General features: G+C 76.7%; 1 protein-coding gene. It reads right to left on the bottom strand.

The window, feature by feature from the left end; all coding sequences use genetic code 11:
• On the bottom strand, nucleotides 1-12735 hold a 12735-nt coding region (locus tag ACZ6EM_RS23060; RefSeq protein ID WP_465773124.1), incomplete at its 3' end, for a type I polyketide synthase.
• Between the last annotated feature and the right edge of the window lie 201 nt (nucleotides 12736-12936).

Below are 12936 nucleotides of genomic sequence, written 5' to 3'. Positions count from 1 at the left end.
CGCCGGCACCGGAACCGGCACCCAGTCCACCGCGAACAACGCCTCCGGCCCACCCTCACCGACCGGCCGAAGCGCCTCCGCCGAAACCTCCCGCATCGCGAGCGATGCGACGGTCGCGACGGGCTCGCCCACGCCGTCGGCGAGGAGCAGCGACACGCCGTCCGCCGTACCCTCGACCCGCACCCGGAGCACCGAGGCACCCACCGCATCCAGTCGGGCGCTCGTCCAGGCGAACGGCAGCCGGGTGCCCCCGGCCTGGGCGACCGGGGAGAGCCCGACCGCGTGCAGTGCCGCGTCCAGCAGCGCCGGGTGCAGACCGAAACCGCCCGCCTCACCCGCCACCGCCTCGGGCAGCGCGACCTCCGCGTAGACGGTCTCACCCACCCGCCAGGCCGCACCCAGACCCCGGAACACCGGACCGTAGCCGTACCCGACCTCGGCCAGAGCCTCGTAGAAACCCTCCAGCGGCAGCGCCGTGGCACCGGCCGGCGGCCAGGCGGTGAGGTCCGGTCCGGCGTCGGCAGCGGCGGCCTCGTCGGCCAGGAGTCCGGCCGCGTGGCTGATCCAGACGGCGTCGCCGGTGCCCTCGGGCCGCGAGTAGACCTCGACGGTGCGCTCACCGGTCTCGCCGGCGGCGCTCACGCTCACCTGGATCTGCACCCCGGCGTGCTCGGGCAGCACCAGGGGCGTGCGCAGGACCAGCTCCCGGATCGCCGGGGAGCCGGCCCGGCGGCCGGCCGCCCAGACCATCTCGACCAGCGCGGCGCCGGGCACCACCACCCGGTCCAGGATGACGTGATCGGCCAGCCACGGGTGCGTGGCCACCGCCAGCCTTCCGGTCAGCAGCAGGCCGTTGTCACCGGCCAGTTGAACCGCAGCGCTGAGCAGCGGGTGGCCGACCGGCTCCAGGCCGACCGTACCCGGGTCGCCGGCCGGCGGGACCGCCTCCGGCCAGTAGCGCTCGTGCTGGAAGGCGTACGTCGGCAGTTCGAGCCGTCGGCCGGCGGGCAGCACGGCCCGCCAGTCGACGTCCGCGCCGGCGACCCAGATCCGGGCCAGCGCGCGCAGCGCGGTGTCCACGTCCTCCCGGTCGCGGCGGGCGACGGGGGCGAACACCCCGTCGGGCGCGGACTGTTGGGCGGCTCCGCAGAGCACCCCGTCCGGGCCCAGCTCCACGAAGCGGGTGACGCCCTGCCCGTCGAGGTGGGCGACGCCGTCGGCGAAGCGGACCGCCTCACGGACCTGGCGCACCCAGTAGTCGGGGGTGGTGAGCAGCCCGGGCTCGGCGATCCCGCCGGTCAGGTTCGACACGATCGGAACGCGCGGCTCGGCGAAGGTCAACCCGGCCAGCACCGAGGCGAATTCGGCCAGCATCGGCTCCATCAGCGCCGAGTGGAAGGCGTGCGAGACGGTCAGCCGGCGGATCCGGCGGCCCTCGCCCGACCAGCGCGCCGCGAACTCCTCCACCGCCTCGACCGAACCGGAGACCACCACGGAGGTCGGGCCGTTGACGGCCGCGACGTCCAGGCGGTCGCCGATCGCCTCGCGGACCTCGGCCTCGGCGGCCTCGACCGCCAGCATCGCCCCGCCGCTCGGCAGCGCGTCCATCAGTCGGCCGCGCGCCGCCACCAGCGCACAGGCGTCCGCCAGCGAGAACACGCCGGCGCAGTGCGCCGCGGCGATCTCGCCGATCGAGTGCCCGAGCAGGAAGTCGGGCGTCACACCCCAGGATTCGAGCAGCCGGAACGACGCCACCTCGACCGCGAACAGCCCGGCCTGCGCCCACACCGTACGGTCCAGATCCTCGACGCCCTCGAACACCACGTCCCCGACCGGCCGGTCGAGGAGCAGGTCCAGCTCCGCGCAGACCGCGTCGAAGGCCGCCGCGAAGGCCGGGAAGGCCTCGTAAAGGCCCCGGCCCATTCCGACCCGCTGCGCACCCTGTCCCGTGAACAGGAACGCCGTCTGGCCTTCGACCGTCGCACCGGCGACCACGTGCGCCGACGGGGTGCCCGTCGTCACGGTGTCGAGCCCCTCGGCGAGGTCCGCCGCGTCCGCTCCGAGCACGACCGCGCGGTGGGCGAGCGCGGCCCGGCCGAGCAGGGCGTGGCCGAGGTCGGCCGGGTCCGGCTGCGGCCGACCGTCGGCCCCGTCGCCGGAGCCGAGGAAGGCCGCGAGCCGCTCGGCCTGGGCCCGCAGGGCGGGTTCGGTCCTGCCCGACAGCAGCCAGGGGACCACCGGCGGCGCCGCCGCCGTCCGCTCGGCCGGGGCGGGGCTCGGCACGGCCTCGATGATGACGTGGGCGTTGGTGCCGCTGATGCCGAAGGAGGACACGCCCGCGCGGCGCGGCCGACCGTCCTCCGGCCACGGCCGGGCCCGCGTCAGCAGCTCGACCGCGCCCGCCGACCAGTCGACGTGCGGGGTGGGCTCGTCCACGTGCAGCGTGGCCGGGAGGACGCCGTGACGCATCGCCATGACCATCTTGATGATCCCGGCGACGCCGGCGGCGGCCTGGGTGTGCCCGATGTTGGACTTGATCGAGCCCAGCAGCAGCGGGCTGCCCTCCGGCCGCCCCTGACCGTACGTGGCCAGCAGCGCCTGCGCCTCGATCGGGTCGCCGAGGCGGGTGCCGGTGCCGTGCGCCTCGACCACGTCCACGTCGGCGGTGGTCAGTCCGGCGGTGGCCAGTGCCTGGCGGATCACCCGCTCCTGTGCGGGGCCGTTGGGCGCGGTGAGGCCGTTGGAGGCGCCGTCCTGGTTGACGGCGCTGCCGCGCACCCGCGCCAGCACCCGGTGCCCGAGCCGCCGGGCGTCCGACAGCCGCTCGACCAGCAGCACGCCGACGCCCTCGCCCCAGCCCGTACCGTCCGCCGCGGCCGCGAAGGCCTTGCAGCGGCCGTCCGAGGCGAGCCCGCCCTGGCGGTCGAACTCGCCGAAGGTGGCCGGCGAGACCATCACCGTGACACCGCCCGCGAGCGCCATCGCGCACTCGCCGCGCTGCACCGCCTGGGCCGCCAGGTGGAGTGCCACCAGGGACGACGAGCAGGCGGTGTCCACCGTCACCGCCGGCCCCTCCAGGCCGAAGGAGTAGGCGACCCGGCCCGAGATCACGCTGTTGGCGGTGCCGGAGAGCAGGTGCCCCTCGGCTCCCTCGAAGCCGTGCGCGCCGCCCCCGCCGTAGCCGGAGGAGGAGGCGCCGACGAAGACACCGATCTGCCGGCCGCGCATCGAGCGCGGGTCCAGCTCGGCGGACTCGAAGGCCTCCCAGGCGGCTTCCAGCAGCAGCCGCTGCTGGGGGTCCATCGCCAGCGCCTCGCGCGGCGAGATGCCGAACAGCCCGGCGTCGAAGCCGGTCGCCCCGGCGACGAAGCCGCCCTGCCGGGCGTACGAGTCCTCGTCGTCCGCGAACGCCCAACCGCGGTCGACGGGGAAGCCGGAGATGCCGTCGGCGCCGGTGGCGACCAGCTCCCACAGCTCGTTCGGGGAGGCGATGCCGCCGGGGTAGCGGCAGCTCATCCCGACGATCACGATCGGGTCGTCGGTGCCGGGAGCGGCCCCGCCGTCGACCCGGACCGCCTCCGGAGCGGCGTCCGGGCCGTCCAGGTCGTCCAGATCCTCCAGCAGTTCACCGGCCAGGTGCTCGGCCAGCTCGCCGGGGGTCGGGTGGTCGAAGACCAGGGTGGCCGGCAGGGCCAGGCCCGTCTCGGTGCCCAGGGCGTTGCGCAGTTCCACCGCGGTCAGCGAGGTGAAGCCCAGGTCCCGGAAGGCCCGGTCCGCTCCGACGGCCTCGGCGGTGCCGTGTCCGAGCACCGTGGCGGCCCGCGCCCGCACCAGGTCCAGCAGGATCCGGCCCCGCTGCGGGACCGGGGCCGCCGCGAGCCGGCGCACCAGGGCGGTGCCGCCCTCGGCGGCGGGCTCCTCCGCGGCCGGCCGCTGGGCCGCCTCGGGCAGGTCGGCCAGCAGCGGGCTGGGGCGGCTGGAGGTGAACGCCGGGGCGAACCGCTCCCAGTCCACGTCCGCGACCACCACGCAGGTCTCCCGCCGGTCCACCGCCCCGGCGAGCGCGGTGACGGCCAGCTTCGGGTCCAGGGCGGGCAGTCCGCGCTTGCGCAGGAAGTCCTCCGCCTCCCCGCGCACCGCCATCCCGGCCTCGGCCCAGGGGCCCCAGGCCACCGAGAGACCCGCCAGGCCGCGCGAGCGCCGCTGCTGGACCAGCGCGTCCAGGTAGGCGTTGGCGGCGGCGTAGAGCCCCTGCCCGCCGCTGCCCCAGACGCCCGCGATGGAGGAGAAGGTGACGAACAGTTCCAGGTCCAGCCCGGCGGTGAGCTCGTCCAGGTGCGCCGCGCCGGTGACCTTGCCACCGGTGGAGGAGCGCACGTCCGCGGGGCCGGTCCAGTCCAGCGGTGCGGTCTCGGCGACGCCGGCCGCGTGCACCACGCCGGTCAGCGGGAGCTCGGCCGGGATCGCGTCGAGCACCGCCGCCAGCGCCGCCCGGTCGGCGGCGTCGCAGGCGGCGACCGTCACCCGGGCACCCAGCCCGGTCAGCTCGGCCACCAGCGCGTCCACGCCCTCGGCCGCCGAACCGCGCCGACTGGTCAGCACGAGATGGGGAACGCCCCGACCGGCCAGCCAGCGCGCCACCTCGGCGCCCAGCGCCCCGGTACCACCGGTCACCAGCACCGTGCCCGAGGGGGTCCACGGCTCGGCCGGGACGTCCTCGGCGGCCGCCCGGACCAGTCGGCGGGAGTAGACCCCGGCGGAGCGCACGGCGACCTGGTCCAGGCCCTGGTCGCCGGTGAGCACCGAGGCCAGCCGGGCCGCGACCCGGCCGTCCACGGCGGCGGGGACGTCGACCAGCCCGCCCCAGCGGTCCGGGTGCTCCAGCGCGGCGACCCGCCCGGCACCCCACACCTGGGCCTGGAGCGGATCGCGCAGCGGGTCGGAGCCGCCCACCGACACCGCGCCGCTGGTGACGGTCCAGAGCGGCGCGCCGATCGCGGCGTCGCCGAGCGCCTGGAGCAGGACCACCGAGGCGGTCAGCCCGTCCGGGCCGAGCGCGGTCAGCGACAGCACGCCCGCGTACTCGGCGGGCAGTTCCGCGAGCCGTCCGGCCAGCGCCGCCCGGCCCTCGGCCACCGGGTCGCAGCGGAACTCGACCAGCTCGGCCCCGGCGGCCCGCAGCGCCGCGGGCAGCCCGCCGGCCGGCCCGGCCGCTTCGCCCGCCCCGTCGGCCCCGGCAGCACCGTCGGCCCCGTCCGGCAGCACGACCAGCCACGTTCCGGTGAGCGCGCCCGCGCCGAGCCCGTCCGTGACCGGCTTCCAGGTGACGCGGTAGCGCCAGGAGTTGACGACGGCGTCGGCCCGGCGACGGCGGCGCCAGGAGGACAGCACGGGCAGCAGCGGCTCCAGCTCGCCCGCCGACTCGACGGCGAGGGTGCTCGCCAGCTCTCCCAGGTCCGCTCGCTCGACCGCGTCCCAGAACCGGGCGTCGAGGGCATCCACGGCGCCGTTGGCGGGCGCGGGGACGGGGCCCGGCTCGGGCCAGTACCGCTCGCGCTGGAAGGCGTACGTCGGCAGGTCGACCCGCCGGCCGCCGCCCAGCACGGCCCGCCAGTCCAGCGCGACACCGGCCGTCCACAGCGCGCCGACGGTCTCCGCGACCGCCTCCGCGCCGGTCCGGTCCCGCCGCTGCATCGGAACGAACACCCCGTCGGTGACGGTCAGTTGGGCCATGCCGCAGAGCACGCCGTCCGGCCCCAGCTCGATGAACCTGCGGACGCCGTGCTCGCGCAGGCAGGCCACGCCGTCGGCGAACCGGACGGTCTCCCGGACATGGCGCACCCAGTAGTCCGGCGTGCCCAGGGTGTCGGCGTCCGCGAGGGCGCCGGTCAGGTTGGAGACGATCGCGATCCGCGGCGCCTCGAAGGTGATCGTCTCCAGCACCGCGCGGAAGTCCGCGAGCATCGGCTCCATCAGCGCCGAGTGGAAGGCGTGCGAGACCGCCAGCCGCGCGGTCCGGCGCCCCTCGGCCCGCCAGCGGGCGGCGAGTTCGTCGATCACGGCCGCGTCGCCGGAGACCACCAGGTCGGCGGGTCCGTTGACCGCGGCGACGTCGGCCCGGCCGGCCAGGACCTCGCGGACCTCCGCCTCCTCGGCCCGCACCGCGAGCATCGCGCCGCCGCTGGGCAGTGCCTGCATCAGCCGGGCCCGGGCCGCGACCAGCCGGCAGGCGTCCGCCAGCGAGAACACCCCGGCGCAGTGCGCCGCCGCGACCTCGCCGATCGAGTGGCCGAGCAGCAGGTTCGGCACCACGCCCCAGGATTCGAGCAGCCGGAAGGTGGCGACCTCGACCGCGAACAGAGCGGTCTGGGCGTAGCCGGTCAGGTTCAGGTCCACGCCGTCGGCCGCCACCTCGCGGACCGGCCGGTCCAGCGCCGGGTCCAGTTCGGCGCAGACCGCGTCGAAGGCGTCCGCGAACACCGGGAAGCGCGCGTACAGCTCCTCGGCCATACCGGCCCGCTGGGCCCCCTGGCCGGTGAACAGGAAGGCGGTGCCGCCGGGGACCGCGGTGGCGGCCGTCGTGCCGTCGAAGTCGGCCAGCCGGCCGAGGAGTTCCGTCCGGTCGTCGCCGACCAGCACCGCGCGGTGCTCCAGCGCGGCACGGGTGGTGGCGAGCGCGTGGCCGGTGTCGCGCGGGTCGGCGTCCGAGTCGGCGAGGAAGGTGCGCAGCCGCTGCGCCTGGGCCCGCAGGCCGTCCCGGGTGTGGGCGGAGAGCGGCAGCAGCGCGAGCGCGGGGGTCGGGGCCCGCTCGGCCTCGACGGCCGGGGGCTGCTCGATGATGACGTGGGCGTTGGTGCCGCTGATGCCGAAGGAGGAGACGGCGGCCCGGCGCGGCCGGTCCAGCTCGGGCCAGGACCGGGCCTCGGTGAGCAGTTCCACCGCGCCGCGCGACCAGTCCACCTGCGGGCTGGGCTCGTCCACGTGCAGGGTGGCGGGCATGATCCCGTGGCGCAGTGCCTGCACCATCTTGATCACGCCGGCCGCGCCCGCGGCGGCCTGGGTGTGGCCGATGTTGGACTTGATCGATCCGAGCAGCAGCGGGCCGTCCTCCGGCCGTCCCTGGCCGTACGTGGCCAGCAGCGCCTGGACCTCGATCGGGTCGCCCAGCACCGTGCCGGTGCCGTGGCCCTCGACCAGGTCGACGTCCCGGGTGGACAGGCCCGCGTTGACCAGCGCCTGCCGGATCACCCGCTGCTGCGCGGGGCCGTTGGGCGCGGTGAGGCCGTTGGAGGCGCCGTCCTGGTTGACCGCGCTGCCCCGGATCACCGCGTGCACGCGGTGGCCCTCGCGCCGGGCGGTGGAGAGCCGCTCGACCAGCAGGAGGCCGACGCCCTCGCCCCAGCCCGTTCCGTCGGCGGCGCCCGCGTAGGAGCGGCAGCGTCCGGTCGAGGAGAGCCCGCCCTGGCGGTCGAACTCGCCGAAGGCCGCCGGGGAGACCATCACCGTGACGCCGCCGGCCAGGGCCTGCTCGCACTCGCCGCGCTGCACGGCCTGGACGGCCAGGTGCAGGGCGACCAGCGAGGAGGAGCAGGCGGTGTCGACGGTGACGGCGGGCCCTTCGAGGCCGAAGGTGTACGCGACCCGGCCGGAGATGACGCTGTTGGCGGTGCCGGACAGCAGGTGCCCCTCGGCGCCCGCCAGCCCGAGGCCGCCCGTGCCGTAGCCGGAGTTGGACGCTCCGGCGAACACGCCGATCTGCGCGCCCTGGACGGAGCGCGGGTCCAGCCCCGCCGATTCGAGGACCTCCCAGGCGGCCTCCAGCAGCAGCCGCTGCTGGGGGTCCATGGCCAGCGCCTCGCGCGGGGAGATGCCGAACAGCGCCGCGTCGAAGCCGGTCGCCCCGGCGACGAAGCCGCCCTGCCGGGCGTACGAGCCCTCGTCGTCGGCGAGGTCCCAGCCGCGGTCGGCGGGGAAGCCGGTGACGCCGTCCTCGCCCTCGGACACCAGCCGCCACAGGTCGTCGGGGGACTCCACCCCGCCGGGGTAGCGGCAGCTCATGCCGACGATCACGACCGGGTCGTCGTCGGCGGCATCCGCGGCGGCGACGGCGACCGCGGCACGGATGGGCGCCGCCGGCGCGTCCGGCTCGTCGAACAGCTCGCCGAGCAGGTACGCGGCCAGGGCGGTCGGCGTCGGGTGGTCGAAGACCAGGGTGGCGGGCAGCCGGAGGCCGGTCTCCGCGTTCAACAGGTTGCGCAGTTCGACGGCGGTCAGCGAGTCGAAGCCGAGGTCGCGGAAGACCTGCTCGGGGTCGACCGCCTCGGCGGTGCGGTGGCCCAGCACGGCGGCCGCGCGCTCCCGGACCAGGTCCACCAGCACCTGGTGGCGCTGACCTGCGGGCCCGGCGGTGAGCCGCTGCCGCAGCGCGGTGCCCAGCTCGAAGTCGGAGCCCTCCCCCTCGACCGGCCGCGCCGCCTCGGGCAGGTCGGCCAGCAGCGGGCTGGGGCGGCCCAGGGTGAAGGCCGGGGCGAACAGCCCCCAGTCGACGTCGGCGACGGTCACGCAGCCCTCGCCGTGGTCCACGGCCCGCGCCAGGGCGCGGACGGCGAGGGCCGGGTCGAGCGCGTTCAGCCCGCGGCGGCGCAGGAAGTCGGCCGCCTCGCCCCGGGCGGCCATCCCGGCCTCGGCCCAGGGGCCCCAGGCGATCGAGGTGCCGGACAGGCCGCGGCTGCGGCGGTTGTCGACCAGCGCGTCCAGGTGGGCGTTGCCGGCCGCGTAGGCGGCCTGGCCGCCGCTGCCCCAGGTCGCCGCGATCGAGGAGAAGGTGACGAACACGTCCAGGCCGTCGGTGAGTTCGTCGAGGTGTGTGGCGCCGGCCGCCTTGCCGTCGACGACGGCGGCCAGGTCGGCGGGGCGCAGCTCCTCGATCGGGCCGTGCGCCGCGACCCCGGCGGCGTGCACCACCCCGGTCAGCGGGAGGTCGGCCGGGATCCGCGCGAGCACCGCGGCCAGCGCCTCCCGGTCCGCGACGTCGCAGGCCTCGACGGTCACCCGGGTGCCGGTGGCGGTCAGCTCGGCGACCAGGTCCTCGGCGCCCGGTGCGGCGGCGCCGCGCCGGGCGAGCAGCAGCAGGTGCGGCGCTCCGCGTTCGGCCAGCCAGCGGGCGACGGCCGCGCCCAGGGCGCCGGTGCCGCCGGTGACCAGCACCGTGCCCGAGGGGGTCCACGGCCGTTCGGCGGTCCGGGTCGGCTCCGGGCGGGTCAGCCGGCGTCCGTAGCCGGCGGAGCCGCGCACGGCGACCTGGTCCTCGCCCGTGGCGCCGGCCAGCACCGCGGCGAGCCGGGCGCCGGCCCGGGCGTCCAGGGTGGCCGGAAGGTCGATCAACCCGCCCCAGCGGTCCGGGAGTTCCAGGGCGGCGACGCGGCCGAGCCCCCACACCCGGGCCGCCGACGGGTCGCTCGGCGGGTCGAACCGGCCCACCGAGACGGCACCGGAGGTGAGCAGCCACAGCGGTGCGTCGATGCCCGCCTCGCCGAGGCCCTGGACGGTCGCCAGCGCCTCGGCGGCCGGGTCGGCGCCGGCCGGCAGCGCGACCACGCCGGCCAGGCCGGCCGGGTCGGCCGTCGGCCACGCCCCGGGGGCACAGCGCAGGACGGTGGCGCCGGCGGCCCGCAGGGCCTGCTCGACGGCCTCCGCCCGCCCGTCCTCGGGGTCGGCGGACAGCAGCCAGTCGCCGGTGAGCGGGGCGGTGTCGCCGAGGCCCGTCAGCGGCTTCCAGCTGACCAGGTAGCGCCACGAGTCGACGGTCGACTCCTGCCGCTGGGAGCGCCGCCAGGCGGCCAGCGCGGGGACCACCTCGTCCAGCAGGCCGGGGGCCTCCTCCAGCTTCAGGGTGGTGGCCAGCTCGGCGAGGTCCGCGCGCTCCACCGCCGCCCAGAACCGGACGTCCTGGTCCGAGGCCTCGCGCGGCGGGCCGACCGGCGCCGCCATGCTCTGCGGCCAGTAGCGCTCGCGCTGGAAGGCGTACGTCGGCAGCTCCACCCGGCGGCCCTCGGGCAGCACGGTGCGCCAGTCGACCTCGACCCCGGCCGTCCAGATCCGGGCCAGTGCGGTCAGCGCCGACTCGGCGTCGTCCCGATCGCGACGCAGCACCGGGGCGAACACGCCCTCGGCACCGGCCTGTTGGGCCATCCCACAGAGCACGCCGTCCGGGCCGAGCTCGACGAAGCGGGTCACGCCCCGGGCGGCCAGGCAGGCGGCGCCGTCGGCGAACCGGACGGCCTCGCGCACGTGCCGCACCCAGTACTCCGGGGTGGTGAGCAGGTCGGGCGCGGCGACGGCTCCGGTCAGGTTGGAGACGATCGCGATCCGGGGGCGGGCGAAGGAGACCGTCTCCAGCACCGCGCGGAAGTCCGCGAGCATCGGCTCCATCAGGGCGGAGTGGAAGGCGTGCGAGACCGTCAGCCGGCTCGTCCTGCGGCCCTCGGCCGCCCAGCGGGCGGCCAGTTCGTCGATCACCTCCACGGTGCCGGAGACCACGACCGAGGACGGCCCGTTGACCGCCGCGACGTCGGCGCGTCCGGCGATCGCCTCGACGGCCTCGGCCTCGGTGGCCCGGACGGCGAGCATCGCGCCGCCGGACGGCAGCGCCTGCATCAACCGGCCGCGCGCGGCCACCACGGCGCAGGCGTCCGCGAGCGTGAGGACTCCCGCGCAGTGCGCCGCGGCGAGTTCGCCGACGGAGTGGCCGAGCAGGAAGTCGGGGGCCACGCCCCAGGATTCGAGCAGCCGGAAGCCCGCGACCTCGACGGCGAACAGGCCGGCCTGGGTCCACATCGTCAGGTCGAGGCCGCGGCCGGTGAAGACCGCGTCCTTGACCGATCCGTCGAGGTGGCGGTCCAGTTCGGCGCAGACGGCGTCGAAGGCCTCGGCGAAGGCGGGGAAGGCCTCGTACAGCCCGCGGCCCATCGCCGCGCGCTGCGAGCCCTGGCCGGTGAACAGGAAGGCGCAGCGGCCCTCGCCCACCACGCCGGTCACCGCCGCGGCCGGGTCGCCCCCGGCGAGCGCGTCCAGGCCCGGGAGCAGGTCGCCGAGCACCACCGCGCGGTGGTCCAGGCCCGCGCGGGTGGTGGCGAGCGACCAGGCGAGGTCGACGGGGTCGGGCGCCTCGGTCTCGGCGAGGTGGGCGCGCAGTCGGCTTGCCTGGGCGCGCAGCCCGGCCGCACCCTTGCCGGAGAGCGGCCACAGCGACGGCCGGCCGGCGGCGGGCGCGGGCGCCGAAGGGCCCGACGGGGCCGGGTCGGCCGGGGAGACCTGGGCGGCCGGCTCGGTGCCGGCGTCCGGCCCGGCCTCACCCTCGCCCTCGCCCTGGGGCTCGGCGGGCGCGGGCGCCGCCTCGATGATCACGTGCGCGTTGGTGCCACTGATGCCGAACGAGGAGACGCCGGCCCGGCGGGGGTGGTCGGTCTCCGGCCACGGCCGGGCCTCGGTGAGCAGCTCGACGCCGCCCTCGCTCCAGTCCACGTGCGGGGTGGGCGCGTCCACGTGCAGGGTGGCCGGCAGCAGGCCGTGGTGGATCGCCTGCACCATCTTGATCACACCGGCCACGCCGGCCGCGGCCTGGGTGTGCCCGATGTTGGACTTGACCGAGCCCAGCCACAGCGGGCCGCCCTCGGCACGCTCCCGCCCGTACGTGGCGAGCAGGGCCTGGGCCTCGATCGGGTCACCGAGCCGGGTGCCGGTGCCGTGCGCCTCGACCGCGTCCACGTCGGCCGGGGAGAGCCCCGCGCCGGCCAACGCCTGACGGATCACCCGCTGCTGGGACGGGCCGTTGGGGGCCGTGAGGCCGTTGGAGGCGCCGTCCTGGTTGACGGCGCTGCCGCGCACCACGGCGAGTACCGGGTGCCCCAACCGCTGGGCGTCGGAGAGCCGTTCGACCATCAGCAGGCCGACGCCCTCGCCCCAGCCGGTGCCGTCGGCGCCCTCGGCGAAGGCCTTGCACCGCCCGTTGCCGGCCAGGCCGTCGAGGCGGCTGAACTCCGCGAAGACGCTCGGCGAGGACATCACCGTGACACCGCCGGCCAGCGCCAGCTCGCAGTCGCCCGCGCGCAGCGCGTGGACGGCCAGGTGCAGGGCGACCAGGGAGGAGGAGCAGGCCGTGTCGACGGTGACGGCCGGGCCCTCCAGGCCCAGCGCGTACGCGACCCGGCCGGACACCACGCTGGCCGCGTTGCCGATGGCCAGGTGGGTGGCGGCGCCCTCGGGCAGGGAGTGGGCGCCCTCGGCGTAGCCGGAGGCGGAGGCGCCGACGAAGACGCCGACCCGGTTGCCGGAGAGCGAGCGCGGGTCGATCCCGGCCCGCTCCACGACCTCCCAGGCGGATTCCAGCAGCAGTCGCTGCTGCGGGTCCATGGCCAGGGCCTCGCGCGGGGAGATGCCGAACAGCGCGGCGTCGAACTCGGCGACCCCGTCGACGAATCCGCCCTCGTCGGCGTAGCCGGACCCGGCCGGCCAGCCGCGGTCCTCGGGGAAACCGGTGATGGCGTCACCACCGCGGGTCACCAGCCGCCACAGGTCGGCCGGCGAGCTCACGCCGCCCGGGTAACGGCAGGCCATCGCGACGATCGCGATGGGCTCGCGCTCGCGCATCTCCGCCACCTGGAGCTGACGACGTGTGCGCCGGAGATCGGCCGTCACCCGCTTCAGGTATTCGAGATACTTTTGCTCTTCCCCCACGCAGATCAACCCCTACTCCCGGCCGGCGGTGGACCGCAGCCGGTACCGATTACCCGTGAGACCGCAGCGTTTCGCATCCTAGGGAGAGAATCCCCGCGCGATACCCCTAGCCGACCCCAGAAAAAAGGACATCAGATGGCACGGGCCGTTCCGGGCCGTTCGCCGTCGGAGCGGGAACCGCATTCGCGCGGTTCCCGCTCC

Source organism: Kitasatospora sp. NPDC041917, from assembly GCF_055589745.1.
The sequence above is the reverse complement of the archived record's forward strand: the minus strand, read 5'-3'. Positions and strand labels throughout refer to the sequence as shown.